This is a genomic window from Pedobacter sp. (assembly GCF_965227205.1).
Lineage (GTDB): Bacteria > Bacteroidota > Bacteroidia > Sphingobacteriales > Sphingobacteriaceae > Pedobacter.
The window spans coordinates 3,988,077-4,015,018 of the sequence record NZ_OZ245727.1 but is presented as its reverse complement, the minus strand read 5'-3'; the positions used below and the strand labels follow the sequence as shown (position 1 = coordinate 4,015,018).

Here is a 26,942-nt window from a genome sequence, read left to right as displayed (position 1 = left end):
AGAGGGATTGAACAGTTCTTGCTAACACCTCAACCTTTCCTAGGGAGAGGTACTTGTAACATTTCCATTTCCTTCTAGTTTTAGCAACTGCATTATCTAAATTGCGGCATCCAAACTAAATTCATGAAGAAATATTTACTTTTTCTACTGTTATGTACAGGAGAATATGCTTTTGCGCAACAAATTGCACCGTTAACTGTCGAAAAAATAATGCGAGACCCAAAATGGATGGGAACTTCACCAACAAATTTTCGTTGGACAGCAGATAGCAAAACTTTGTACTTCAATTGGAATCCTGAAAATAAGACTAAAGAAGAATTATATAAAATTTCAGCTTCATCTACAAAACCATTAAAAGCTATTGATAAGGAAGACGAGAAATTATTGGGCTTAAACTATATTTACAACAAAGATAAATCTTTAGGTCTTGTTGAAAAAAGTGGCGATATCTACCTTCAGAATTTCAAAACCAAAAAAGAAACGCGATTAACCAACACTATGGAAAGGGAAAGCAGCCCTGTCTTTTTAACCAATGGTGATATCGCTTACCAACTAGGAGATAATATTTTTCAGCTGGATTTGAAAACAGCTGAGACCAAACAAGTAACCAACTTTGTTAAAGGCAAAGCTGCAGGTAGAACACCTGCAAAACCTGCAACCGAGCAAGATAGCTGGCTAAAAGCTCAACAAACAGAGTTATTCGATATTATTAAAAAAAGAAATGCTGAAACACGTGGTGGTGGTGCTCGTGGAGGAAGAAGTCGATTTGGTTCATCCTCTACTGATACAAAATCTTTAAAACCACTTTACACTGATGATAAGTTTCTTAACGGTGTGGTAATTAGTTCTGATGGGCGGTTTGTAACTTATAAATTGACTACTCCGGCACAAAATAATCACAGCACCATTGTACCAAATTATGTTACTGCTTCGGGTTATACGGAAGACATTCCCGGAAGAACAAAGGTTGGTGAAAATGAAAACATTTCTCAGGGATTTATTTTCGACACACAAAGAGATACCGTTTATGCCATTCAAACTGCAACCATTCAAGGAATCAAAGACATCCCAGATTTCTATAAAGATTATCCGAAGCAATTAGATTCACTGAAAAAGAAAAATGCCGACAGGCCTGTGAACTTTTTTGGTCCGCTTTGGAACGAAAATGGCAGTACTGGAATTATGGTTGCAACTTCTGCGGATAATAAAGACCGATGGATTTTAAAATTAGATGCATTAACAGGAAAATTTGATTTAATCGACCGTCAACATGATGAGGCTTGGATTGGAGGCCCCGGTATCAGTGGGTTTTTCCAAGGCAGCACTGGCTGGGTTGATAATAACCGTTTTTATTATCAAAGCGAAGCAACGGGTTATTCGCACTTATATGTTGTAAATGTTTCAACTGGAGATAAAAAACAACTGACCTCTGGTAAATGGGAAGTTCAATCTGTTCAACTTTCTAAGGACAATAGCACTTTTTATTTTAAAGCAAATAAAGAGCATCCAGGAATTACCAATTTCTTTAAGATTAGCGTAAACGGCGGTGAACCTGTTCAAATTACTACCATGAAAGGTTTAAACGACATTACGCTTTCTCCTGATGAAAAGTATGTTGCCATCAATTATTCATACCTAAATAAACCAGGAGAATTATACATTCAGCCTAATAAGGCTGGAGCAAAAGCCGTAAAAATTACCGAATCTGCCTCTGCTGAATTTAATTCTTATAAGTGGCGTGAGCCAGATATGGTTTCGTTCAAAAATCGTTACGGTGCTGATGTTTATGCAAGAGTTTATAAATCTGAAAATCCTCATCCAAATCATCCAGCAGTTGTTTTTGTTCATGGTGCGGGTTATCTTCAAAACGTTCATTTTGGCTGGAGTACTTACTTCCGTGAGTTTATGTTTAATAATTTACTGGCTGATAATGGTTACACAGTCATTGATATCGACTACACCGCAAGTTCAGGTTATGGCCGCGACCACAGAACCGGAATTTACCGCCACATGGGCGGAAAAGATTTAACTGACCAGGTTGATGGTGTTAAATTTTTGGTTGAAAAGTATGGCGTTAACCCAAAGCATGTTGGTTTGTATGGTGGTTCGTATGGTGGTTTTATCACGTTAATGGCGATGTTTAACGAATCGGATGTTTTTGCAAGTGGTGCTGCTTTGCGTTCCGTTACCGATTGGGCACATTACAACCATGGCTATACTTCGAATATTTTAAACGATCCTTTTAACGACCCTATTGCTTATAAAAAAAGTTCGCCGATTTACTTTGCTGATAAGTTAAAAGGAAACCTATTAATGGCACACGGAATGGTTGATGTGAATGTTCATTTTCAGGACATTGTTCGCATTACACAGCGTTTCATTGAGTTAGGCAAAAACAACTGGGAACTTGCAGTTTATCCTGTAGAAGACCATGGTTTTATTGAACCCAGTAGCTGGACAGATGAATATAAGCGGATATTTAAATTATACGAAAATACTTTGAAGAAATAATTTAAGAGGTTGTGTAGTTAAACAATCTCTTCTTACTATGTCACGTTGAGCTTCCCGAAATATCGGGACGTGTTGTCGAAACGCTCAAAGGTATTTTTATATGTCCTTCGACAAGCTCAGGATGACTAGGTTTATAGAAATAAAAACTATCTTATAAAAGAAATGCCTTTGGGAACCACTCCAAAGGCATAATCAACCTAAACCTCAAACTAAACTATGAAAAATCTTTTGTCGTTTCCGACTATATATTTTGTTTCCGCGAAGCGGAGAATATTAACAATTTCAATAAGAGAATAAATTAAATATTGTTTCTCTTTTTGGTGGTGCAAAGGTAAGAACAATTATTTAATTACAAAATATTTTTTTAAAAATATTTATATAATACAAATCTATGACAAAAGCTTGTGCTACGGAAGGAAAGAAAAACGAGACAAACTACTTAAAATCAGATATTTGAATGTGTTCTTTGCAGAAATCATATTCCTGAATTTGGTTTGAACCAATTATTGTTAAGCGCTCTTTTGTAAAGTTTTCTATCAATTCAAGATACCAATTAATACCCTGAACGTCTAAATTACTGGTTGGTTCATCTAAAAATAGAATTGGAGAATCAGAACAACATGCCAATGCAAGCTTAGTTCTTTGTTTCATTCCCGAAGAAAAATATTTAATTTGTTTATTAACAGATTTTTCTAAGCCCAAAACGGAGACTAGCGATTGTGCATCAACACCCGGAACGAAATTTTTAAACTTAAAGTGGAAATCAATAATTTCTCTTAGGGTAAAAGTTTCAACCAATTCCAGATACGGAGCTGCCAAACTGATGTATTTGTAAATGTCCTCAACCGCAATGTCTCCAGTATCAAAGAAAGAAATATTTCCTTCAGATGGTGTTAGACTTCCTGTTAAAACACTTAATAAAGTAGATTTCCCTGAGCCATTCGGACCTAAAATAGCGTAACTATTTCCTGTATTAAATTCAGCACTCAGATTTCTAAAAATCCATTCTTTATTAAACCTTCTACCAACGTTATCTAAAACTATCTTCATTTATTGAGTATCAGGATTTGGAAAGTGTTTTAGACATGCAAACGCTATTGTCTACACCAATATATTGTCCGTAATTAGGTGTAATCTGGTATCCAACTTTTTGATAAAGCGAAATGGCTTCTGGTTGCCTTTTTCCGGTTTCTAAAACGCATTTGGAAAAGCTCAATTCAGCAGCCCAATTTTCCAATTCAGTTAAAATTTTGGCAGCATAACCTTTTTTTCTGTAATCAGGATGAACAAACATCCGCTTAACTTCAACTGCAGTATCTGAGAATGGTTTTATTGCTCCGCAAGCTACAGGAGTTTGATTTTGATAAGCAACAACAACTTCTTTAATTGCATCAACTTTGTTAAATTGAGCATAGAAAGTATGTTCAGCGCCATCTCTAATCGCTAAATCTTTATCCAACAAAATCACCAATTCTCTAAAATCGGTATTATTTGAATCCGTTCTGATTAGCGTTAAATCACTCATGAACATTGCTTATTTACCACCTTAGACACCTAAGAAAATTTAAGATTGTGCCTTCTAACCTTTGCCTCCTAAACTAGCTACCCATGCCAAAGCCTTTCATTACACCTCTGTTAGAGTTGCGAATGAAATCTACAATCTCATCACGAATTTCAGTTGGCTTGAACTCCGCTTCAATCATATCTAAAGCTTTGGTTACGTTATTATGTTTTACGAAAAGTACACGATAAATTTCCTGAATCTCATCAATCTGTTCGTTTGTAAAACCTCTTCTTCTTAAACCAACAGAGTTGATACCTGCATAAGAAAGTGGTTCGCGTGCAGCTTTAACATATGGAGGAACATCTTTACGAACCAATGAACCGCCTGTTACGAAAGCGTAAGAACCAACTTTAACAAATTGATGGATTGCTACCAAACCAGCCAAAACAACATTGTTTCCAATGGTAATGTGACCAGCTAAAGTTGTGCTATTTGAGAAAATACAGTTATTTCCAACCTCACAATCGTGAGCAATATGAGAATACGCCTGAATTAAGCAATTGCTACCAATTACCGTTTTCCATTTGTCTTTTGTACCACGGTTAATGGTTACACACTCACGGATGGTTGTATTATCACCAATTTCTGCAGTGGTAACTTCTCCGGCAAATTTCAAATCCTGTGGTTCGCCAGAAATTACTGCACCTGGAAAAATACGACAGTTTTTACCAATGCGAGCACCATCCATAATGGTTACATTAGAGCCAATCCAAGTTCCTTCGCCAATAACAACATCTTTATGTATTACAACAAATGGTTCAATTACTACGTTTTCGGCAATTTTTGCCTGGGGATGTATGTATGCTAAAGGTTGTATCATTATTGAGCAGGTTCTGTTTGTTTAACTTTTGAAATTTGAGCCATCATTTCGGCTTCCACAACTATTTTCTCGCCAACCATTCCAACACCTTTCATCTGAGCAATTCCTCTTCTGATTGGTTCAAGTAAATCGCAACGGAAAACAATTGTATCGCCAGGAGAAACCTGAGCTCTGAAACGTACGTTATCTATCTTTAAGAAATAAGTAAGGTAGTTACTCGGATCTGGAACAGTACTTAAAACTAAAATACCACCAACCTGTGCCATCGCTTCTATTTGGATTACACCCGGAAAAACAGGTGCGCCCGGAAAATGGCCTTTAAAAAACTCCTCGTTCATGGTTACGTTTTTAACGCCTACAACGTGGTTTTTAGAAAGTTCAAGGATTTTATCAACAAACAAAAAAGGTTGACGATGAGGCAAAATGTCCATAATTTGAACAATATCTAACAATGGTTTTGCGCTTGGATCGTACACTTTTTGGATTTTCTTATTTTTTTCTTTTTTAATCGCTGCCTTTATCTTTTTCGCAAAAGCAACGTTTGCAGCATGACCAGGCCTCGCTGCCATGATATGGCCTTTTAGATGCATACCTACCAAAGCCAAATCGCCAATCATATCCAACAGTTTATGTCGGGCTGGCTCATTTTGGTAACGCAACTCCATATTATTCAGGATTCCCTGTGGAGCAACATCAATATCTTTACGGTTGAAAAGCTTTGCTAAATGATTTAATTCATCTTTAGTTACTTCTTTATCAACAATTACAATGGCATTATTTAAATCGCCACCTTTTATTAGGTTATGCTGTAACTGATATTCTAACTCGTGCAGGAAACAAAAAGTTCTGCAAGAAGCGATTTCTTTTTTAAACTCGGCAATAGTATTAATACCAGCATGTTGACTACCTAAAACCGGGGAATTATAATCAATCATACAAGTAAAACGGTAGTCATCCAAAGGCATGGCTACAATTTCTACTTTCCTATCAGATTCTGTGTAAGTAATGTTGTGCGGAATGGTAAAGTATTCACGATCGGCATTTTGCTCAATTGTTCCAACTTCTTCCAATAAATCAATAAACTGGATAGAGCTGCCATCCATAATTGGCGTTTCAGGTCCATCTAATTTTATTAAAACGTTATCAAGATCCATTCCTACTAAAGATGCCATAACATGCTCAACAGTACTTACACTTGCACCATTTTGGGTAATGGTTGTTCCGCGTGAAGTATCGGTAACATTATCTGCATCTGCATCAATAATTGGCTGACCTTCCAAATCTACACGCTGGAATTTGAAGCCATGATTTTCTGGCGCAGGGCAAAAAGTTAAGGTAACATTAGCACCGGTGTGTAAACCCACGCCCGAGGCTGATATCGCTTTGTTAATCGTTCTTTGTCTAACGTTCATTGTTTATTGTATTCTTTTCGATTTCAGATGTAAGTCTTTTTATTTCTTCTTCGAGTACGTTTATTCTTTTCTCAACATCTGGCAGATGTTTAAAAATAACTGAAGCACGCATCCAATTACGCAAAGGTTGCGCCGGGCTGCCATGCCATTGTTTGTTTTCTTCGGTAATGTTAAAATTGATTCCGGCTTGCGCACCAATTTGTGTTCCCTTTGCTAACGTTAAATGTCCGGCAATACCAACCTGTCCACCAATAACGCTGTTTGGACCTATTTTAGTACTACCAGAAACGCCGGATTGAGCTGCTAAAACAGTATTTTCTCCAATTTCTGCATTGTGGGCAATTTGGATTAAGTTATCAATCTTTGCACCTTTTTTAATTATTGTAGAACCCATTGTCGCTCTATCAATAGTTGTATTCGCACCAATTTCTACATCATCCTCGATAATAACATTACCAATCTGAGGAATTTTATTGTAGGTGCCATCTTTTTGGGGAGCAAAACCAAAACCATCGCTACCGATAACCGTATTTGAATGGATGGTTACTCTATTGCCAATAACTGAATTATGATAAATTTTAACACCTGGAAAAAAAGTGCTGTTCTCTCCTATTTTAGAGTTTGCGCCAACAAAAGTTTGTGCGTTTAATTTACAACCATCGGCAATTTCTACGTTTTCAGCAACGTAAGCAAAAGCATCAATAAAAACATTCTTACCAATTTTTGCTGTCGGATGAACAAATGCCATTTTATCTATCCCCGTTTGTTCAGCCTGAGCATTCATTGCTTCGTTATACTTATCTAACAGCACAGTAAAAGAACTGTACGGATTTTCTACACGAATTAAAGTACTTGTATATTCCTGAGTCGGACTAAAAGTTTTAGATACGATAACTACCGAAGCCTTAGTGGAATATAAAAAATTCTCGTACTTTGGATTAGAAAGAAAGGACAAAGAGCCTTCTTTACCATCTTCTATTTTAGAGAGTTCGCTAACGGTTACATCGGGGTTACCATCTATGGAACCATTTAAAAACTCGCTTATCTGCTTGGCAGTAAATTGCATCGTACAAAGGTAAATGTTAAATTGATATGAACAAAAAAACCTGTAAGGGTTAAATGGTGTATATTTTACACAATAATAAGACTTAAAACGGCTCTAAAAACTAAATATTTTGTTAAATAAACTTAAATCCCACGAGGATAACAAAGAATATATTTTTCTACAGTTTTTTGTAACGACTCTAAGTTTGATAAATCTGAAGCTTTGGCTATATCAACAATATCGTTATTTTTCATTAGAATTTTAATATTGCCAACGCCTGCATTATATGCTCTATTTTGTATAGAATCGGTAAAAACAAAATAATTAGCCTCATCAGCACTTATACCCAATAAATCTACGGCAGCATTTTGTAAGAAAGAAACCCTGTCTTCACTTGCTTTCTCATTACTCATTTCAACCTTATATAGATTTCTGGAAGTAAGCATTTTACATAAGGTAGATAAAATTTTATCAGGATGCTGAACCCAAACTTTTACCGCAGCATAAATATCCTGATCATCTAAATTGGTAAAATGCTCCAAATTCTCAGGGTTCTCAAAAAAGTTATTTTCATTGATATCATTCTTCAGAAAATAATTTAACGATGGCGATGCAAATAATTCCTTTCCTGCGGCGGCCAAATACTTTGCTCTTTCTAAAAGCTTAACCAAAATCATCTCGCCAGAAATAACCGTTTTATGCAAATAAACCTGCCAATACATCAACCTGCGGGCAATTAAAAATTTCTCGATAGAGTAAATGCCCTTTTCTTCGATAACCAAATCGTCATCATAAACATTAAACATTTTAATAATTCTATCGAAACTAATTACCCCTTCGCTTACTCCGGTAAAAAAGCTGTCGCGATTTAGGTAATCCATTCTATCTAAATCCAGCTGACCAGAAATTAGCTGATGCAAAAATCTTTTAGGATAAGTGCCATTAAAGATTTCTATAGCATGAGTTAATTTTCCGCCAAAATGCTGGTTTAAATCATGCATCAGCTTTGCTGAAATATCTTCGTGCTTGATTCCGGTGACTAAAGAATGCTCAAGTGCATGAGAAAAAGGACCGTGACCGATATCGTGTAGTAAAATAGCCAGTATTGCCGATTCCTCTTCACCTTCGGTAATTACATGCCCTTTACTTTTTAAAAGAGCGATGGCAAGGCTCATTAAATGCATGGCACCAAGCGCATGATGAAATCGAGTGTGCAAAGCGCCTGGATAAACCAAATGCGTCATCCCAAGTTGCTTGATGTATCGCAATCGCTGAAAACTAGGATGCGAGATTACATCGTAAACCAGTTCGCTATGAATACTTATAAATCCGTAAACCGGATCGTTTATTATTTTTTTCTTATTCAATCGTTAAAAATAGTTAAATAGATAGATACGGTACAAAAATTGCTATTTTTATTTATAGTTTGATTTACCTGCCAGAATATAAAGGCACTACTTACCCTATTTTTACAAAAACATGCAAGAAACTAAAATATTGTGGGCCGATGATGAAATCGACTTGCTTAAACCTCATATATTATTACTAAACGATAAAGGTTATACTGTTGATACTTTTACCAATGGAAATGACGCTTTAGAAGCATTTGGAAAATCGCATTTTGATTTGGTTTTTTTAGATGAAAACATGCCAGGAATGACGGGCATTGAAACTTTATCGGCCATTAAAAATCTAAATCCTGATGTTCCGGTAGTGTTGATTACCAAAAGCGAGGAAGAAAATTTAATGGAAGACGCGATTGGTAGTAAGATTGATGATTACCTGATTAAGCCTGTAAATCCAAAACAAGTGTTGCTAACCATTAAAAAGCTGATTGATAATAAACGCCTGGTTAGCGAAAAAACCTCAATGGCTTATCAACAGGATTTCCGCAGGTTGGGAATGACTTTGAGCGATAAGCTGAATTACGAAGAGTGGGTTGATGTTTATAAAAAAATCGTTTTCTGGGAATTAGAACTTGAAAAATTAGACGATCCGCAAATGCATGAAATTTTAACCATGCAAAAGCAGGAAGCAAATACTCAATTCTCGAAGTTTATAGAAGAGCATTACTTAGGCTGGATTAAAGAAAAAGATAAAGCACCGCTACTTTCTAACGAATTGTTGAAGAAAAAAGCTTTTCCTCATATTAATGACACAACTCCGGTATTTTTTATATTGATTGATAACCTTCGTTACGACCAATGGAAAATCATTAACCCGCTGATTTCAGAATATTTCCGCATAGATGAAGAAGATATGTACACGAGTATTCTTCCAACAGCTACGCAGTATGCTCGTAATGCTATTTTTTCTGGCTTGATGCCTTTAGATATGGAAAAACGTTTCCCTGCATTATGGCAAAATGATGATGATGAGGGCGGAAAAAACATGCATGAGGAAGAATTTTTAGCAGACAACATCAAACGTAGTTTACGTAAGGATTGCAAATTCAGTTACAATAAAATTTTAACTTTTGAACAAGGTAAAGAGTTGGTAGACCAAACCAATAATTTATTGAAAAATGACTTTAATGCTATCGTTTTCAACTTTGTTGATATGTTAAGTCATGCCCGTACAGATATGCAAATGATTCGTGAATTGGCGAATGATGATGCGGCTTATCGTTCACTAACATTATCTTGGTTTGAGCACTCACCTTTGTTTGATTTGTTGAAGAAAATTTCTCAAAAACAGGTTAAAGTTGTTATCACAACCGACCACGGAACAATTCGTGTTAAAAAACCAGTTAAAGTAATTGGCGATAGAAGTACAAATACTAATTTGAGATATAAACAAGGCAGAAACTTAAACTTCAATGCAAAAGAGGTGTTTTTGATTAAAAACCCACATGATGCTTTATTGCCAAAGGTTAACATCAGCAGCAGTTATATTTTTGCTCGTGAGGATAGTTATTTCGTTTATCCAAATAACTACAACCAATTTGTTAATTATTACAATGAAACGTTCCAACATGGTGGAATTTCTTTAGAGGAAATGATTATTCCGGTGGTTACTTATTCACCGAGATAAACCTTGTCTTCCTGAGCCTGTCGAAGGACGAATAATAATAATCTTCGACAGGCTCAGATTGACAAGTTGATAAAAGGCAAAAGCAATGCAATTATGTATTACTTTTGCCTTTATTTTTTTACAATGGAATTAACAGTTAACAGTTTAGCAGATTTACCAAAAACAGCTCAACAGCTTTTAGATTTTGCCGGAGATGAAAAGATTTTCATTTTTAACGGCGATATGGGTGCAGGTAAAACCACATTTATAAAAACATTTTGCGCTGTTTTAGGCGTTGCTGATGTTGTTTCTAGCCCAACCTATTCTATTGTTAACGAATACGTAAGTCCTAAAGGTTCTGTTTATCATTTTGATTTCTACAGAATTAAAAACATACAGGAAGCTTATGATTTAGGTTACGAGGAATATTTCTACGGCGGTGGAATTTGCCTGATTGAATGGCCTGAACTTGTAACTGAGTTACTGCCTGATAATTTAATTAGGGTAGATATAAGTATTATTGATGATAATCAGCGAATATTTCGTTTTTCTAAAGGATAGAATTATATATCAATTAATTAACAGTTTTTCCTTATCTTGAACAACCTAAAACAATAAACATTTTTTACAACATCATGGCTACAGGATTACGCGAAGGAATGGCCGATATAGCTCGTCAGGGTTTACTACAAACTCAAGAGGCAACGCTAGAAACCCGAAATAGAAAGAATAATCTAAACATCGGAATCCCCAAAGAAATCTCTTTTCAAGAAAATAGAATTGCTTTAACACCATTATCTGTTGCATTATTGGTAAACAATGGTCACCGGGTTATTTTAGAAAGTGGTGCGGGAAAAGCAGCAAATTTTTCTGATACAGAATATGCGGAGCAAGGTGCTAAAATTGCCTACGATAAAAAAGAAGTTTTCGATTGTGATATTCTGGTTAAAATAGCTCCGCCCATGTTGGAGGAAATAGCCTTGATGCACAAAGGGCAAACGCTAATTTCATCTTTACAAACCGGAACCTTAAAACAAGAATATCTTAAAGCTTTAATGCAAAAAAAGATAAATGCTTTATGTTTTGAACATCTACGGGATGAGGGAAATGTTTTAAGTGTAGTTAGGGCAATGAGCGAAATTGTGGGCTCTACATCAATATTAATTGCAGCTGAATATTTAAGCAATGTAACCGGAGGAAAAGGCTTAATGCTTGGTGGTTTTACAGGGGTGCCACCAACAGAAATTGTAATTTTAGGTGCTGGGACCGTTGGCGAATATGCCGCCAGAACTGCGCTTGCTTTAGGTGCAGAAGTAAAGGTTTTCGATAGCTCGATTTATCGTTTACGACGCTTACAAAATAACTTGGGCAACAGCCGTGTTTTTACTTCGGTTATGCAGCCAATTGTTTTAAATAAAGCAATTGTAACCTGCGATGTTGTAATTGGCGCCATTCGTGCAAGCCACGGAAGAAGTCCGTGTATTGTGATGGAAGAAACCGTTGCAAGAATGAAACCGCATTCAGTTGTTATTGATGTGAGCATTGACCAGGGTGGTTGTTTTGAAACCTCTGAAGTTACAAACCATACGAACCCGGTTTTTAGAAAGTATGATGTAATTCATTATTGTGTTCCAAATATTGCATCGCGTGTTCCAAGAACAGCATCTTACGCACTAACAAATATTTTTGCCCCGATTTTATTAGATATTGGTGAGTTTGGAGGCCTAATGAATATGGTTTGGAATAATCCAGGCATTCGTGAAGCGTTATATATTTATCAAGGGAACGTAACTAATAAAGATTTGGCAGATATGTTTAATTTGCCTTTTAAGGATTTAGAATTGCTGGTTGTTTCTAATCAATAATGTTTCCTTTCCGTCATTGCGAGGCACGAAGCAATCTTAAAACAAAGAATAACAACTGGAAAAGATTGCTTCGTGCCTCGCAATGACGACCGATTTAAGCTAGTGTAACTATGAAATTAAAATTCTTCATTTTTCTTCTATTCACCTCAATATCTGCTTTAGCTCAAACTAAACCCGAAGTACCACAAAAACTTGTTGTTGTAAATTCTTACAATCAATATCTGGCCTCTATTAAAATCAATCCAAACAATGAGCTTGTTGAGATTAAAAAAGCCATTCCTAATATAAAGCTTGACATCCGCTATGCGACTAAAAATAATTTTATGCAGCAGGTTATGTATAAGCAAGCAAGAGCTTTTGCCCGTAAACCTGTAGTCGAATCTCTTAAAAAGATACAGCAAGAACTAAATAAAAAAGGCTTAGGTCTGAAAATTTTTGATGGTTATCGCCCTTATAAAATTACAGTAGAATTTTATAAGAAAGCGAGTGATAAAAACTTTGTGGCAAATCCTGCAAAAGGCTCAAAACATAACAGAGGTTGTGCGGTAGACTTAACTGTTATCAATTTAAAAACGGGTAAAGAAGTAGAAATGGCTACACCTTACGATAGCTTTTCGAAAGCTGCTGCCACAAAATATGAACCAGTATCAGATGTGGTTCGAAAAAATCGTGAATATTTAATTTCAGTTATGAAGAAAAATAAGCTAAACGTTTTAGATAACGAATGGTGGCATTACGATTTTCAAGGCTGGGAAAATTACGATATTATGGATATTCCGTTTGAGAAATTGTAGATAACTACAAATGATGCGGAACGCCATATTGATCCATTTTAACTTTCGCTTTATCGCCTTTTACATTTAGGCGAAAAATAAAGTCATAATCATCATCAGTTAATTCTTCTCTCGGGCGTTTTCCGCCAAAAGCCTCAATAATCTCTAAAACTGTATTTGAGTGGCCGGCAATTATAATTTTCTTGCCTGCATAGTTTGTTTTAACGCTATCAACAAGTGCTTTAATGTCGTTATACTCGATAACTTTTGGGATAATCAGCGAATCTAAAGTTTGTCTGGTTCTTTTGTATGGCGTGGTGTAAGCTGCATCAAATTTTACTTTTGATAAAAATTTTGCCAAATCTCCAGCTCTTCTTGTTCCTTCATTCGATAAATCAGGATTTTTCTCCTGTGGATTCGATTTATCTTTTTCTGCATGTCTAACTACCCAAACTTCGGTAGTTTGAGCCTGTACATTTATCAGAAATAAAAATGATAATGATAAGAGGAAAAAAAACTTTTTCATTGCTTTTGATTTTGGTTATAAATATTGAAAAAATTATCGGCTTGAAGAAAATAATATTCTTTAGAGAAACTAACCGATAGCCGCTATCAACTTCCTGATTTGTTCTTCAGAATGCCAGCTAGAAATAATTACTCTGTTAATTGATGTATTATTCGTGCCCGGATAAGGAAAAGAAGAAATTAAAATTTGTTTCTGCAGAAGCTTATTGGCTAAATCAGCATCGTTAAATAAAAATGCCGGAAAATTTGGCTCGAAAGTGCAGTTTGTATTTATCCCATTCTCAAATACAGCAATGTTTTCATAAAGCTTTGTTTGTGCATTTCGATAAATTTCTGCGCCATTTGTAAACGCAAACAAACCGGCGGCGGATGGTGGCGATGCACCAATAAATGTATTTGTTGATTTTAGCTGATTAACTATTTTTTCTGAACCGAGAATTAATCCTGCATCAACGCCCAATGCTTTAGCCATTGATGCAACCACTACATTTTCTACATTATTAAGTTTTGGAAGTTTAATGTAGGCACCAAAACCGTTATTATTTACACCAATTCCATGAGAATCATCAACTATTAAAATAATGTTTTTGTCTTTCTCAATTTCATCTAAAAAGTTAAAATCATAAACCTCTGGAATAAGATTATTCATAGAGTTGCTAATTAAAACCCAATTTTTTTCCGGAGCAGCATTTATTTTCTCAACTACATGTTTCGACCAATCTGTAAAAGTTCCAACCGCATCGGGTTGTTTTTCTTGCCAAAGTGCCGGATGTGTAGAAGGCGCATAAATTACCGAACCAAAATTTGAGAGTTCTTTTACCGTTAGTTGTGCAGCCAAATAACCGCTTGATGTAATTAATGCGGCTTCTGCATTAAATCTATCGGCAGCTTCTATTTCTGCATCATTATAAATACCAAGTTGAATGTTATTACTCCTGCTTGTACCATTGTTCAAACCAAATTTCTTTATCCCATCAACATATAATTTAATGAAATCTTCGTTTTGAGGAATACCAAGGTAAGCCGTTCCGCCAAAGTATAAATATACCTTGCCAGATAGATTTATTGTACTGGATAAGGGTTGATTAATGCCCGTAAAATCTAAATTCATTTATTTAATAGCTTCTGCCTAAAGTATCATTTGCCGCTTTAATAATAGATTTTGAGCCACCATCATCGTGGTAAAACTCCCAAAACATTATTCCGTTTGCAACATCTTTAGCAAGTTTAGCTTTTTTCTTTGTAGTTGTAACACCGTTGTAATAATATTTTGTGCTGCCAACAACAGCCGAATCGATATTCACATTAGCATTAGCTGCAACAATATCCCGATACGCAAGTGCAGAATTTGAGGTATTTTTACCATAAGCCGGAATTCCGAGAACAGCTTTCTCTTTTGGCATTCCTCTGGTGGTTAACCAATAATTTAAGCTTGCAACCGCCATATTGTAAGATGCATGCTGAAAAGGCTCTGTTTTATCCCAACCAATTCCATCGTAAACCATAATATTAAAAAAATCAATTAGTGGAAAAACCTCTGATTTCATACCATCTCTAACGCTACCCGCATAAACTCCGGGTGTAATGGCGGCACTTAAAAATTTGTTGTATTTATGGAGTGAATCAGAAAGTTCTTTAATTAATAACACAAAATTATCAGCAGAACCATCTGCCGTGCTTGGATATTCCCAATCCATATCTACACCATCCAAATTATTTGTTTTGGCAAAATTGGTTACATTTTTTACAAATAAGCTTCGTGATGTTGATGTAGAAGCCATTGTTACAAAAATACTTCTTGTCCCAGAAACAGAAATACCAAATTTTAATCCGTTAGATTTTGCTCTTTGCATAACCGTATTGAAACGTGTTGGTTGCTCTAAAGCAGCTAAAGAACCATCGGGATTGGGATTTAGAAACGCGTAGAATAAGTGGGTAATCATCTTATACTTCGCTGGGTTAATTGTTTCCGGATCGCGGTAGCTTGGAAAGTAAGAAACAATCTTGAAAGAGTTATCTGGCGTGTAAGGAACAAGTGGTGCAGTCGGCTCAGGCGAAACCGATTCTCCTTTTTTACAGCCGCTAATTCCGAGTATCAAAATCAGCACATGCCATAGTAATATTTTTTTCATAGGTTAGGTTTTTAGGTTTCTGTTACATACGCAATGCGATTAAATCATTAGTAATTGGTTTTATATTTTGATTAGAAATTATCGTGGATATAAGTCACAATCCTTACCATTTCTGCTCTTACTTCAGCCGTAGGCTTAATAAAATTATTGTTCATGAAAGAATAAATGTATGTTTTGCCTTTTTTGGTGATAACGTAACCACTTTGATTATGAACGCCACCTAAAGAACCGGTTTTGCCAAAAACAAAAGGCTTATCAGTTTTAGGATATGCATTTTTCAAAGTTCCGCTTTTTCCGCCTGCAGGCATCATATCAAAAAGTTTTTCCGGATTATTAACTAAATGATAAATGGAATCCAACAGGTAAACATTATCCCTTGGCGTAAATAAATTCTGGCGAGATAATCCCGAACCATCAATCCATTTAACTTTATCTGGTAAAAAAGATAAATGATTTTTTGTTACATGCTGAATCGCTTTTGTGGTACTTAACGTGTCGCCAATTTGATTAGAGATTACCAAAAGCAAATGTTCGGCTATGAAATTATCGCTTGGCAACATCATGTGTTTTAAAACAGAATCTCTTTTAGCTCCGGCTAAAGTTTTAGCATTAGCAGGCATTTTCATTTTTACTATACCTACAGTTTTGTGCAAAGTATCAGACAACACCTCTACAGTTGTTTGTGGACTAGTTTTATAAGGGTTTTGTTGATTGTAATTTGGTTTTACCGCAACCGCTGAGTAATGAAAATCGTTTGTAAGGAAATCTCTGGTTACCCTAAAATCTCCGGTTGTTTTGGTAGAATCTACAGCAAAACAGTGTGCAAAAACCTTTGGTACAATATTTATTTTATTCGGATTAACATAGCTTGAAGTAACCATGTTATCCATAATTGGTAACTCGGTAATTTCGGGTTGGTAATAAAAATCATAATCATCCCAAGCCCAACCATCGCCAAAAAAAGTTCCTGAATACCTACCTGGTGCAAAAAATAATTTTTTAGTTGATGATTGCAGGAAATTGTAAGCTGATTTATCCTTTACATTAAACTGTAAAAATGAAGGATCGCCAGTTCCCCAAAAAATTAATGAATCGTTTTTTTCGATGTAGCGTAACGCAGGCATAACATCTGGAATCATTTTTAAACTTGCAAAAAACGTGTAAAGTTTTGTGTTAGATGCTGGTGTAAAATACTTGTCGGCATCTTTCTCAAAAATCATTTTTTTCTCGCCTAAATTATACAGCGCAAAACCAACCTGATATTGCTTTATTACATCATTGTTTTTAAACTCTTTAGAAACCTTGCGGGCGATGATTTTATCGGCAGAACAGCCAAATAATAAGCTTGTTAACAGTGTTGATGTAGCTACGACAATATTCAATAATCTGGTGGAAATCATCTTTAAAGTTATTATAAATTATACAAACTAATTCGTTAAATTTAATATAATGTTAACCAAATGTAAATCGGCTTTAATTTTAAGGTTCTGCGCCTTAGTTATTTGCATGCTTTTTTTGCTACCAACAAACAAAAGCCATGCACAGGATTTTCATTTTATGGATAAGCAGAAAAAAATGTCGTTTGCTTTTAAACTTATTAAAAACCTTATTGTAGTTCCGGTTTATGTAAATGGTAAAGGACCGTATGATTTTGTGTTGGATACAGGCGTTGGTCCGATGATAATTACCGACCCATCAATTATCGATTCATTGGATTTTACCCTAATGAGAAAAATTAAAGTTTCTGGCTTGGGGCTAGAAACGGTTGAAGCTTTTGTATCGCAAAATGTTAGCGCCCGAATTAGCCGGGCAAAGATGGATCATATTCCAACCGCAATTTTAAAAGAGGATTTATTTAACCTTTCGGGCCATTTAGGCACCAAAATTTACGGATTACTGGGTTTTAGCTTTTTTAACAGTTTCGTAGTAGATATCCGGTACACCACAAATAGAATTTTCATCAGCAATCCAGATGTGAAAATAAAATATAAAGGTAGCAAGATTCCAATCTCAATAGAGAACATGAAAGCTTACGTGTATGCTGATGTGGAAGTTCCTGATAGTGGAATTGTACAGGCTAAGTTTTTGATAGATACTGGTGCAAGTCATGCTTTATCAATGGAAATGTTAAATGGAAATATGTTTCCGCAACCCTTTGTAAAAATAAAGGCCAATTTAGGCATGAGCTTAAGCGGGCAAATTAAAGGTTATTTAGGTCGGATAAAACAGTTTTCAATCGGTAATTACGATTTTAAGGATGTGATTTCAGGCTTTCCGGATTATCACGTTATTTCAGAAAAAATTGACTTAAAAAGCCGCAATGGAAACCTTGGCGCAGAGCTTTTAAGGAAGTTCAATATTCAACTAAACTATCGTGATGGTTTTATGTATGTAAAACCAAATAGCTTTTATAATACTCCGTTTGAGCATGACATGGTCGGAATGGTAGTTTATCTCGACCAAAAAAATTATACCAGATACATTATTGGCGAGGTTGATGAAAATTCTCCAGCTGAGAAATCGGGTATTTGTCCAAATGATGAAATTATTGGGGTAAACTTTAGGTCGATGGATACTTACACCTTAAATGACCTTGCCAATCTTTTTAAGTCTGGCTCTAACCGAAGTGTGATATTAGAAATTTACCGCGATGAAAAAGTTATCTATAAAGTAGTTCACCTCGAGCGTCGTATTTAATTGGTAATTTTCAGGTTACAACACCAAAGCTAATTTTATTGCCTTTAAATTAGCGGCTCAGATTTTCTCCTATGTTTAAAAAGTTAATCCCTCTTGTTTTACTTTGCGCATCAAGCTTTTTCGTTAATGCTCAAAATGTCGATTCGCTAACCATTGTTAAAACAAAGTGGCAAAAAACAAGGTTGGCGAAACAGGTAAAATTATTTACACATCATTTTAATACCAATAATTTATTCTCTGCAAACCAAAATATTTCTTTCGTTGAAGTAAAAAATAGTGGTAAAAAAGCGGTATTTGTTATCGGTGCTGAAGAAAAAACACTTGTAAACACCAGCGATTTTGCATTGAGAGGTACAGCAATTGCTGCCATTAACGGAAATTTTTTCGATGTAAAAAACGGAGGCTCGGTAGACTTTGTTAAAGTTGATGGCAAAACCATTAATACAAACCGACTGGAAAAGGATAACGCAAGAGCGAGACATCAAAAAGCGGCAATTGTGATTCGCGATGGAAAAATTTCTGTAAAAAAGTGGGATGGGACAGCTGACTGGGAAACCAAATTAACAGAAAAAGATGTGATGCTTAACGGCCCGCTTTTAACCTTTAATGGCGAAGATGAAATTTTGGATTCGGCTGCTTTTAACCGTTTGCGTCATCCAAGAACTTGCATCGGCATAAAACCCAATGGTAAAATTATACTGTTAACTGTTGATGGAAGACATGAAAATTCTGCCGGATTAAGCCTTTTCGAGCTAACGAAAATTATGAAATGGCTAGGTTGTAAAACGTCAATAAATTTCGATGGCGGTGGTTCAACAACTTTATGGACAAGCAAAAATGGTGTAATTAATTATCCAAGCGATAATAAAAAATGGGATCATGAAGGTCAGCGGAAAGTTGCCAATGTAATTATGGTTAAGAAAAAATAAATTATTTTAGCCCAAAATTCAGCTTCATTCGTTTAATAAATATGATAAAATACTTTTGGCTCGTTATAATTTCATCAACTCTGTTTTTAGCATGCCAATCGGGCAATAAAAGAACCAACCCCAAACTTAGAGATTTTACTTTCGAACCAGTAAAAGGTATTCGTTATGTTGAAGCAAAAAGACGCTTTAGCGGTGGCTTATCTTTTAACGAGCAAGGTTTTATGCAAAAACCATCATGGATTATTGAAGTTGCGGCAGAAGATACAATGATGGCTTGGAGCCCGCAGAAGCAAATAATGCAAAAATTTTACCTGCAATACGATCATGGCAACTTATATAATTTTGCCGAAGAGTGGTTTAAGGTAAAAGCAATTACTAAAGATAGTTTGGTTTTTCAACGCGTTCAGGTAAATAATAAGGTTGTTGCTAACGATTTCCGCTCGGATGTAAACATGACGTTTTATGCTCAGGATTACATTAAAAATAAGCTTAAAAAATCGGTAGAAGATTTGCAAAAACCAACAAAAGCAGACACTGCATTTATTAAGAAATTATCAGCAAAAACGAATCTGAATAGCGATAGCGCTTTCGCGGCTACTGAGAATGTTCAGTTTATACCAAAAAGCAAAATTGTTAAGGTTACTAAAACTGAAGAGGGTGCCGATAAACTAAGTGGCAGAACAGCATCTTACAACTATATGTTTCCAAAATACCGCATTGAAATAGATAGGGCTTATAAAGATTTTACCTATCAGTTTAGTGCAATTGTTGATGTTAATGGAGGCATTCATGTAAAAGCCGTTCATGGTATTTTAGAAGGACAAGAAGAACAGAAAAAAGAGGTTGTTCAAGGTATTGCCGATATCTACATCCGTAACTTGTTTTATGTAGTTCCAGGTAGCACTTTAGGTATCCCACATAACAGCGAAATTACAATAGGTGTTTTAGGCAAGGCAATTAAAAAGCCCTAATAATCATTCGGTTACAAATTTTTAACGTTAAAAAAATGTTAAAAATTTATTTTGATTTTAAAAATTAAAACCTACCTTGCGTTCTTAATTTTAATATTTAATACAATGCAAGAAGGCACAGTAAAATTCTTCAATGTAACTAAAGGTTTTGGCTTTATCGTACCTGCTAACGGCGATAGCGAAATTTTTGTTCATTCAACAGGTCTTATCGACGAAATCCGTGAAAACGACAAAGTACAATACGAAGTTGCAAACGGTAAAAAGGGCTTAAATGCCGTTAATGTGAAAGTAATTTAATTAACTATCATATTTACAAAAAAGCCTCGACAACATCGGGGCTTTTTCATTTTTAAATTTTTCTAATCAAATTCCTTTCAAGAATTCAATGCTTTGCTAAACTTTTTGATTCAAGTTCTTTCTCAAAAGGTAATCCATAAAAATTAGAGCAAGTATTACATCAACACCAATAAATACATATACAGTTGTTGGTGTTAAGTAATCCTGAATATTAAAATTTGTAGAAAAGTATTTACTAAAATTAGGCATTGTAAAACTCGTGGTCGAAACTACGTATCCAAAAATTGCCAGTAAAGGAAGCAGAAAAAACAAAGAAACACCATAAACAATTCGGGTATCTACCTTTGTTCTTAATGCAACCGGGGCTGGTTCTAACGCAACACTTTCCATAACATTTCGCGTAAAAGACATCGATGGCGCATCAATTTCAAGCTCATTTAAAGTATTGTTAATGCTCAACAAATCTTCATACTGCTGCTTAATATCGCTATTGTCAGCTATTTTTAGTTCAATATCTTTTTGCTCGGCCTCCGTTAAGTTGCCGTCAATATAATCCCAAAGTTGTTGTTCTATCAAGTTCATAATAACTCCTTTACTTCATCTTTTAACAAAAATTGCAATTTTTCTTTAAGTCGTTGCCTTGCTCTGTATAATTTTACTTTTACTGTATTGGCTTCCATGTTCAAAACCTCTGCAATTTCCTCCAAGCTTTGTTCGCCTTTATAAAACATGGTTATTATTGCTGCGTCGTCGGGTAATAAAAGCTTAATTGCTTCATTTAAAAACCCGTGACTATCTTTCTGCTCGTAAACATTTGCACTGAAACCTGATATATGATTTTCCAGCTGTAAAAATGTTTCTTCGTCATTTATAGATGATGTATCTAATCTTTTCTTCCGCAGAAAAGTCATTGCTGTTGTATATGTAATTGTATACAACCAAGTGCTAAATTTAGCAGTTTGTTTAAAACTACCCAAAGCTTTATAGGCTTTTACAAAGCAATCCTGAGCAATTTCTTCTGCATCTTCCCTGTTTTTTGCAAATCGCAGCGCAAGTGTAAACACAAATCGTTGATGACGCTTAACCAACACGGCATATTGCCCCGTGTTTCCAGTTAATACATCATTTATCAATTCTAAATCTGTAAGCTCTTGCTTCATGCTTTTTGTAAGACAACAAGATAAGCAACCAGGTTACACATCAATTTTTAAATTTTACTTTTTTGATTTTTTTTGAAAATGAAAGTTTGTGTCTAATGGCTTCCTTAGCCCCGCTTTTCGTTACAAGTCCGCACTCGTACCTCGCTTGCGGGCTTTTCACTTCAATCGGGTTTAAATAACTTCTACAGAAATTCTTGGGAAAGCTTAACCACCCCTTGCCCCCAATGTCATTAACTAAAGGAGAAAACAAAAAATAGTCATCCTGAGTGTAGTCGAAGGACAAATATTTTTGTTTTTCGACTATGAAGAAGGTCTTCGACTACGCTCAGACTGACAAAGGCTTTTCATAAGTTAATGACATTGCCCTTGCCCCTCCTAATTAGGAGGGGAGTAGTATCTGCAATTATAAACTGTATCTGTCATTTTTAAGTTTATGCTTTTAACCCGTTGCCATTTGCTCAATTTTATATCACTACTACCCAACTCCCACCTTATTTTCAAGGAGGGTTGGGGGTGGTTCTTATAAAAAATGCTGTTAAGATTTGCTATATTCATTACCATTGTTTTCAACCAACGGATATAAAAAGCTAAAAATATTTAATGTGCTGCAAAAAATTTCAATCCGGCAATTGAGCCAATTAACGTACAAATAAAAAATATACGCCAAAATGTTGCGGGCTCGTTAAAGTAAATTATGCCAATAATTACGGTGCCGACAGCGCCGATGCCCGTCCAAACCGCATAAGCGGTGCCCATTGGTAAAGTTTGCGATGCTTTGTTTAAAAGCAAAAAGCTTAATGCAATACAAATGAAAAACCCGATACTCCATTTAATATTGCTAAAGTTGTTTGATAATTTTAAGCATGTTGTAAACCCAACCTCCAATAAACCTGCAATAATTAATATAATCCAATTCATAATAATGTGTTTTGGGCAAATTTACCGCACATTATTCAGGCAGAGTTTTACAAATGTTAAATAATGAATTTATTTTACGGCAGCTCTTATCCTGCTAAGTGTAACTTGCGTTACGCCTAAATATGAAGAAATGTGTTTTAACGCAACACGTTTAATAAGTTCTGGAGATTGAGTTAAAAAATCTTTATAACGTTCTGCAGCTCCTTTAAAAGATCGGTCGATTAACCTTCTTTCGGTTGCGATTAATTCTTGCTCAGCAATTTTTCTACCCCAATTTGCAATTTCTAAATCCTCATTATAAAGCAAAAACAAATGTTTAGTATTAATTTGAATGAGAACAGAATCCTCTAACAACTCAATGTTTTCGTAGCCCGGCTTATTGTTTATATAACTATTAAAAGAAAAAAGGATGCTCCCACTCTGCCCAAACCAAAAGGTAATTTGCTGGTTTTCGCCATCAGAATAAGCCCGGGCAATACCGCTTTCCAGAATATAGAAATTAGATTCAATTTTATCGGAATGGATTAATATAGATCCTTTTGGATAATTTACAACAGAAACATAAGCTGAGATTTTCTCGACCGCAGCTTTACTTAAAGAACCGAAAGCCGCTAATTTTTGTAATTGATTAACCAAAACGATTTAATTTTTTATAAAGCTATAATTTTTTTGCAGGCTTGCTGTAACCTGATTTAAAAGTGTGTTGTCATAACACACAGAACACGGTTCAAGACGAAAGAAATTAAAATATCCACAATAAAAAATAAAAATCATGACAGGTATATTAGTCCCAATTACAATGTTTATAGGCGCATTCGCAATGGTATTTGGAATTCGCTATTTATCAAACAAAGAAAAAATGGCAATGATCGAGCGAGGTATCGATCCGGGAATTGGAAAGTCAACACCGCGACCATATTTAAGCTTGAAGTTCGGCTTGCTATTGGTTGGTTTAGGTATAGGATTATTGGTTGCCTTATTTACGGTTCGCAGCGTTTTCGGTCCAAATATGTCGCACCAGGAAGAAGGCCAATCAGTAGCTATTTACTTCGGATGCTTAGGCGTTTTCGGCGGATTAGGTTTGATAACTTCATTCCTTATCGAAAAGAAAGCCCTTGATAAGTAAACGCATAAAACAGCCATTTACTACAGTTATCCTCATGTTTCGGATGTATTTTCTCTTACTAATGCTAATGTCTTCGACATTGGCATTAGTTGCACAGGAATCAAATTTCACTATTAAAAATGTTAAGTTTAAAAGTGAAGGAGTTTCTTTATCGGGCACAATTTTTACACCCAAAAAGCCTTATTCGGCAGTAATTATTGTTCATGGTTCTGGTCAGGAAAAACGGATGACTGAGTTTGCTACGAAATTAGCAAACAACGGAATTATAGCTTTTACCTATGATAAACGTGGTGTTGGTGAATCTGGTGGGGTTTACGCCGGACCAGAAGTTGGAACCAATAACATTGATTCTGCTAATCTAAATCTATTGGCGATTGATGCCAGTTTAGCCACGAACATTTTATTAGCGCATTTGCCAACTAAACATTTACCAATTGGTCTTATAGGATTCAGTCAGGCTGGTTGGGTAATTCCACTTGCGGCAGAAAAGAATAGTAAGGTAAACTTTATGGCTTTGTTTAGTGGGCCTGTAGTTACTGCCAGAGAACAACTTAGATTTCAATTCTTTACACAAGGAAACGCTAATTTTTGGGAAACACATAGCGAAAGCGAAATGCGTAGTTATATATTAAATGCCCCAGATAAATACCAGTTCGTTGATACTGACCCTCGTAGCGCATTATCGAAACTTTCAATTCCAGGATTGTGGATTTTTGGAGGAAAAGATATTCAGATTCCAACGCAATTATCAATAGAAAACATTGAATACCTCAAAAAGAGTGGTAAAGCTTACGAATACCAAATATTCCCTGCTTTGGGCCATAACACCACACCAGCAAGAAATTCAGAGCCTTTTGATATGGCGATTAACTGGATTAAAACTAGGGTTGGTAAAAAATAAATGTAATGGCTTTTACTGAGGTTTATTAATCACCGCAACCGTTAACCGACTTATACAATTCATTTTCCCACGTTCATCGTAAATTTTAATATCCCAAATATGGGTTTTCGCTCCGCGATGAATTACGGTACAAATTCCTTTTACTAAACCACTTTTAACCGGACGCAAATGGTTCGCATTTACCTCTAAACCCACTGCCACATATTTTTCTGGATCGATACACATATATGATGCAATGCTACCAAGGGTTTCCGCTAAAACTACAGATGCGCCTCCATGTAATATACCCGCTGGCTGGTGCGTACGTTCATCAACAGGCATGGTTCCAATAATAAAATCTTCTCCTATTTCGGTAAATTTAATATCAAGCAAACCGCCAATATGGTTTTTTGGACGGCTGTTTAATTCATCAACAGTAAAATTTTTAAACCACATGGTAACGCTCTTTTAATATGCTTACATGATGGATTACATGACCGGCAATGATAAATAAAATAGACTTAACATTAATTTCTCTTGATGATGCAGTTCCTTTGCGATTTAATTCTTCATCATTTAAACTGCGAAAAAGATAAAGATTTGCTTTCCTCAAAGCCGCAAATTCTTCAATCATATCTTCATAATTACGTTCGCTAAAACGGGCATTTAAAACATAATCGTCTTCATCAAAACCAGGCAAATGCTGCTTTTCATTTCTGGCGAAACACGTAAGTCTATAAGTTAATATGCGTTCAGTGTCGATTATATGACCAAGCATTTCCTTTAAAGTCCATTTACCTTCGGCGTAAGCAAAGTTTTCTTTTTCTTTGTTAGATTCGAATAAAACCGGAATACTGAAAATCTGTTCCTCGAGTATTTCAAAAATATCTTTATCTACTTTGCTAATGTAGGTTTCGCCCCAAATTGGGTATTCATTAGGCTGTGGTCGGTTCATATCTTAAACTGCTTTTTAATATAATTCTAAAGGTTGTGCCTTTACCTAATTCTGAGTCTTTTACAAAAATTTCTCCGCTATGGTAATTCTCTACAATACGTTTTGTTAAGGATAAACCTAAACCCCAACCTCTTTTTCTGGTGGTGTAACCGGGTTGAAAAACAGCATCGAATTTAGAACGAGGTATACCTTTTCCTGAATCGGTTACATCAATAAACACCTGCTCTTTTGCTAAGTTTTCGATAATGTTTACTGAAATTGAACCTTCATTTTCAATTGCATTTGCTGCATTTTTTAATAAATTTTCTATAACCCAATCAAAAAGCGGAATATTGAGCATCGCCCTCACCTGTTCATCTCCGGTGATGGTAAATTTTACTTTATCCGAAGTTCTCACCTTAAAATAATCAATAAAATTATTGATGACGACATACACTACATGGTCTTCGAGTATCGGTTTAGAACCTATTTTAGAAAAACGGTCAGTAATAATTTCAAGGCGTTTAATATCATTCTCCATTTCAGCAATTAATGGATCGTCTTCCGCATCGAACTTCGATTTCATGAGTTCTACCCAAGCCATTAATGATGATATTGGCGTACCAAGTTGGTGCGCAGTTTCTTTTGCTAAACCAACCCAAACATGGTCTTGCTCATCTCTTCTTGCCGAACTGAAAGCCGCGTAGGCAGTTAAAAGGAAAAGAAAAATAACGCCCATTTGTATATATGGGAAATAGCGAAGTTGGGTTAAAACAAAAGAATCTTTATAATATGCTTTATATTCAAGGCCAAAAACATTCATGATTGCAGGTTTATGCTGCATTTTCATTTTGGTAAGCTGGTTAACAAAATACAGGCTATCATAAACCAATTTGTCATTATCAGGGTACATGGTCTTTGTGCTATCTAATCCCGTAGCTGAAATAATTAAGCCTTCATTATTGGTTAGTATTACTGGTGTTTTGGTGTTTTGCCTAATAGTTTCTACCATTCCAACCAACAAATCGTTATCCATTAAAAGCATAGAACGCTCTTGCACTTTAACCCATAACTGAAACTGGTTTGCTTCCTCTCGCTCCATTTTCTTCACGAAAGAATCGGTGTAAAACACTGAGGCAATGCCGATTAAAATGGCAAAAATGAGAAGGAAAAACTTCCAGCGGCGTTTCTTTTCGTATGGATTCATGCTTTGGGTAGCCAAATTACAAATAACAAAACGAAAAAAACATAAAACCATTATGCTTTTTCTAAAACCAACGGGCAATAATCTCAAAAGCAAAATAGCTTCATCAAAGATGAAAATACTATAAAACGAATGAAAAACCTATCTTTGTGCCAAGTATAGTGCTT

The 26,942-nt window shown here is 35.5% G+C and carries 28 protein-coding genes; 11 read left to right on the top strand and 17 right to left on the bottom strand.

Going from position 1 to position 26,942, the window contains the following annotated elements; genetic code table 11:
- Positions 1 to 123: 123 nt before the first annotated feature.
- Positions 124 to 2,511, top strand: coding sequence for a prolyl oligopeptidase family serine peptidase (locus ACO05K_RS17345; RefSeq protein WP_421945675.1), 2,388 nt, complete (start codon positions 124 to 126; stop codon positions 2,509 to 2,511).
- Positions 2,512 to 2,946: 435 nt separating this feature from the next.
- Here ACO05K_RS17345 and ACO05K_RS17340 read toward each other — a convergent pair whose 3' ends face one another.
- The 6 genes from ACO05K_RS17340 to ACO05K_RS17315 form a co-directional block, all read right to left on the bottom strand.
- Positions 2,947 to 3,561, bottom strand: a complete 615-nt coding sequence (locus ACO05K_RS17340; RefSeq protein ID WP_421945674.1) for an ABC transporter ATP-binding protein — start codon at positions 3,559 to 3,561, stop codon at positions 2,947 to 2,949.
- A 10-nt stretch (positions 3,562 to 3,571) separates the two neighbouring features.
- Positions 3,572 to 4,036, bottom strand: a complete 465-nt coding sequence (locus ACO05K_RS17335; RefSeq protein WP_421945673.1) for a GNAT family N-acetyltransferase — start codon at positions 4,034 to 4,036, stop codon at positions 3,572 to 3,574.
- A 73-nt stretch (positions 4,037 to 4,109) separates the two neighbouring features.
- The gene (gene lpxA, locus ACO05K_RS17330; RefSeq protein WP_010599175.1) at positions 4,110 to 4,895 is read right to left on the bottom strand and encodes an acyl-ACP--UDP-N-acetylglucosamine O-acyltransferase; all 786 of its coding nucleotides are present in this window, start codon (positions 4,893 to 4,895) and stop codon (positions 4,110 to 4,112) included.
- The gene (locus ACO05K_RS17325) at positions 4,895 to 6,307 is read right to left on the bottom strand and encodes a bifunctional UDP-3-O-[3-hydroxymyristoyl] N-acetylglucosamine deacetylase/3-hydroxyacyl-ACP dehydratase (protein WP_421945672.1); all 1,413 of its coding nucleotides are present in this window, start codon (positions 6,305 to 6,307) and stop codon (positions 4,895 to 4,897) included. Before ACO05K_RS17325 ends, lpxA begins: the two co-directional genes overlap by 1 nt.
- Complete coding sequence (gene lpxD, locus ACO05K_RS17320) at positions 6,297 to 7,373, bottom strand: UDP-3-O-(3-hydroxymyristoyl)glucosamine N-acyltransferase (RefSeq protein ID WP_421945671.1); 1,077 nt, start codon at positions 7,371 to 7,373, stop codon at positions 6,297 to 6,299. Before lpxD ends, ACO05K_RS17325 begins: the two co-directional genes overlap by 11 nt.
- Before the next feature lie 122 nt (positions 7,374 to 7,495).
- Entirely contained in the window at positions 7,496 to 8,719 is a 1,224-nt protein-coding gene (locus ACO05K_RS17315; RefSeq protein WP_421945670.1) for an HD domain-containing protein, read from the bottom strand.
- A gap of 112 nt (positions 8,720 to 8,831) precedes the next feature.
- Between ACO05K_RS17315 and ACO05K_RS17310 the strand changes: the two genes are divergently transcribed.
- The 4 genes from ACO05K_RS17310 (at position 8,832) to ACO05K_RS17295 (ending at position 13,023) form a co-directional block, all read left to right on the top strand.
- Complete coding sequence (locus ACO05K_RS17310) at positions 8,832 to 10,385, top strand: PglZ domain-containing protein (protein WP_421945669.1); 1,554 nt, start codon at positions 8,832 to 8,834, stop codon at positions 10,383 to 10,385.
- Between the two features lie 123 nt (positions 10,386 to 10,508).
- Complete coding sequence (tsaE, locus tag ACO05K_RS17305; RefSeq protein WP_421945668.1) at positions 10,509 to 10,925, top strand: tRNA (adenosine(37)-N6)-threonylcarbamoyltransferase complex ATPase subunit type 1 TsaE; 417 nt, start codon at positions 10,509 to 10,511, stop codon at positions 10,923 to 10,925.
- 74 nt (positions 10,926 to 10,999) lie between these two features.
- A complete protein-coding gene (locus ACO05K_RS17300) occupies positions 11,000 to 12,229 on the top strand; it encodes an alanine dehydrogenase (protein WP_421945667.1) in 1,230 nt (409 codons plus the stop codon).
- Between the two features lie 110 nt (positions 12,230 to 12,339).
- Complete coding sequence (locus tag ACO05K_RS17295; RefSeq protein ID WP_421945666.1) at positions 12,340 to 13,023, top strand: M15 family metallopeptidase; 684 nt, start codon at positions 12,340 to 12,342, stop codon at positions 13,021 to 13,023.
- 4 nt (positions 13,024 to 13,027) lie between these two features.
- Here the strand turns inward: ACO05K_RS17295 and ACO05K_RS17290 are convergent, their stop codons facing one another.
- The 4 genes from ACO05K_RS17290 to ACO05K_RS17275 form a co-directional block, all read right to left on the bottom strand.
- Positions 13,028 to 13,528 (bottom strand): phosphoglycerate mutase family protein, encoded by a 501-nt coding sequence (locus ACO05K_RS17290; RefSeq protein ID WP_421945665.1) that lies wholly within the window; start codon positions 13,526 to 13,528, stop codon positions 13,028 to 13,030.
- A 69-nt stretch (positions 13,529 to 13,597) separates the two neighbouring features.
- Positions 13,598 to 14,638: an aminotransferase class I/II-fold pyridoxal phosphate-dependent enzyme gene (locus ACO05K_RS17285; RefSeq protein ID WP_421945664.1), complete on the bottom strand. Its 1,041-nt coding sequence runs from the start codon at positions 14,636 to 14,638 to the stop codon at positions 13,598 to 13,600.
- A gap of 4 nt (positions 14,639 to 14,642) precedes the next feature.
- Positions 14,643 to 15,659, bottom strand: coding sequence for a glycosyl hydrolase family 18 protein (locus tag ACO05K_RS17280; protein ID WP_421945663.1), 1,017 nt, complete (start codon positions 15,657 to 15,659; stop codon positions 14,643 to 14,645).
- Positions 15,660 to 15,730: 71 nt separating this feature from the next.
- Positions 15,731 to 17,059 (bottom strand): D-alanyl-D-alanine carboxypeptidase, encoded by a 1,329-nt coding sequence (locus tag ACO05K_RS17275; protein WP_421945662.1) that lies wholly within the window; start codon positions 17,057 to 17,059, stop codon positions 15,731 to 15,733.
- Between the two features lie 106 nt (positions 17,060 to 17,165).
- On the opposite strand from ACO05K_RS17275, the gene ACO05K_RS17270 reads away from it, so the two are divergent.
- The 4 genes from ACO05K_RS17270 (at position 17,166) to ACO05K_RS17255 (ending at position 20,553) form a co-directional block, all read left to right on the top strand.
- Positions 17,166 to 18,356, top strand: coding sequence for an aspartyl protease family protein (locus ACO05K_RS17270; RefSeq protein WP_421945661.1), 1,191 nt, complete (start codon positions 17,166 to 17,168; stop codon positions 18,354 to 18,356).
- Positions 18,357 to 18,427: 71 nt separating this feature from the next.
- A complete protein-coding gene (locus tag ACO05K_RS17265; RefSeq protein ID WP_421945660.1) occupies positions 18,428 to 19,285 on the top strand; it encodes a phosphodiester glycosidase family protein in 858 nt (285 codons plus the stop codon).
- 41 nt (positions 19,286 to 19,326) lie between these two features.
- The gene (locus ACO05K_RS17260; RefSeq protein WP_421945659.1) at positions 19,327 to 20,256 is read left to right on the top strand and encodes a hypothetical protein; all 930 of its coding nucleotides are present in this window, start codon (positions 19,327 to 19,329) and stop codon (positions 20,254 to 20,256) included.
- 105 nt (positions 20,257 to 20,361) lie between these two features.
- On the top strand, positions 20,362 to 20,553 hold the full coding sequence (locus ACO05K_RS17255) for a cold-shock protein (RefSeq protein ID WP_025141747.1): 192 nt from the start codon (positions 20,362 to 20,364) through the stop codon (positions 20,551 to 20,553).
- Positions 20,554 to 20,649: 96 nt separating this feature from the next.
- Here the strand turns inward: ACO05K_RS17255 and ACO05K_RS17250 are convergent, their stop codons facing one another.
- The 4 genes from ACO05K_RS17250 to ACO05K_RS17235 form a co-directional block, all read right to left on the bottom strand.
- Positions 20,650 to 21,135, bottom strand: coding sequence for an anti-sigma factor family protein (locus ACO05K_RS17250; RefSeq protein WP_421945658.1), 486 nt, complete (start codon positions 21,133 to 21,135; stop codon positions 20,650 to 20,652).
- Positions 21,132 to 21,713, bottom strand: a complete 582-nt coding sequence (locus ACO05K_RS17245) for an RNA polymerase sigma factor (RefSeq protein WP_421945657.1) — start codon at positions 21,711 to 21,713, stop codon at positions 21,132 to 21,134. The genes ACO05K_RS17250 and ACO05K_RS17245 overlap by 4 nt, the downstream gene beginning before the upstream one ends.
- A gap of 597 nt (positions 21,714 to 22,310) precedes the next feature.
- Complete coding sequence (locus tag ACO05K_RS17240) at positions 22,311 to 22,631, bottom strand: DMT family transporter (RefSeq protein WP_421945656.1); 321 nt, start codon at positions 22,629 to 22,631, stop codon at positions 22,311 to 22,313.
- A 69-nt stretch (positions 22,632 to 22,700) separates the two neighbouring features.
- Positions 22,701 to 23,267 carry a Crp/Fnr family transcriptional regulator gene (locus ACO05K_RS17235; RefSeq protein ID WP_421945655.1) on the bottom strand — a complete coding sequence of 189 codons (567 nt, stop codon included), beginning with the start codon at positions 23,265 to 23,267 and terminating at the stop codon, positions 22,701 to 22,703.
- Positions 23,268 to 23,403: 136 nt separating this feature from the next.
- On the opposite strand from ACO05K_RS17235, the gene ACO05K_RS17230 reads away from it, so the two are divergent.
- Both ACO05K_RS17230 and ACO05K_RS17225 read left to right on the top strand, forming a co-directional pair.
- Positions 23,404 to 23,757, top strand: a complete 354-nt coding sequence (locus ACO05K_RS17230; protein WP_421945654.1) for a DUF6249 domain-containing protein — start codon at positions 23,404 to 23,406, stop codon at positions 23,755 to 23,757.
- Positions 23,758 to 23,824: 67 nt separating this feature from the next.
- The gene (locus ACO05K_RS17225) at positions 23,825 to 24,658 is read left to right on the top strand and encodes an alpha/beta hydrolase family protein (protein WP_421945653.1); all 834 of its coding nucleotides are present in this window, start codon (positions 23,825 to 23,827) and stop codon (positions 24,656 to 24,658) included.
- Positions 24,659 to 24,670: 12 nt separating this feature from the next.
- On the opposite strand, the gene ACO05K_RS17220 is transcribed toward ACO05K_RS17225, so the two are convergent.
- Genes ACO05K_RS17220 through ACO05K_RS17210 form a run of 3 tightly spaced genes read right to left on the bottom strand, consistent with a single transcriptional unit; the run spans position 24,671 to position 26,778 of the window.
- Positions 24,671 to 25,093 (bottom strand): hotdog fold thioesterase, encoded by a 423-nt coding sequence (locus ACO05K_RS17220; RefSeq protein ID WP_421945652.1) that lies wholly within the window; start codon positions 25,091 to 25,093, stop codon positions 24,671 to 24,673.
- Positions 25,083 to 25,592, bottom strand: coding sequence for a DinB family protein (locus ACO05K_RS17215; protein ID WP_421945651.1), 510 nt, complete (start codon positions 25,590 to 25,592; stop codon positions 25,083 to 25,085). The genes ACO05K_RS17220 and ACO05K_RS17215 overlap by 11 nt, the downstream gene beginning before the upstream one ends.
- On the bottom strand, positions 25,573 to 26,778 hold the full coding sequence (locus ACO05K_RS17210) for a sensor histidine kinase (RefSeq protein WP_421945650.1): 1,206 nt from the start codon (positions 26,776 to 26,778) through the stop codon (positions 25,573 to 25,575). The genes ACO05K_RS17215 and ACO05K_RS17210 overlap by 20 nt, the downstream gene beginning before the upstream one ends.
- Positions 26,779 to 26,942 lie beyond the last annotated feature (164 nt).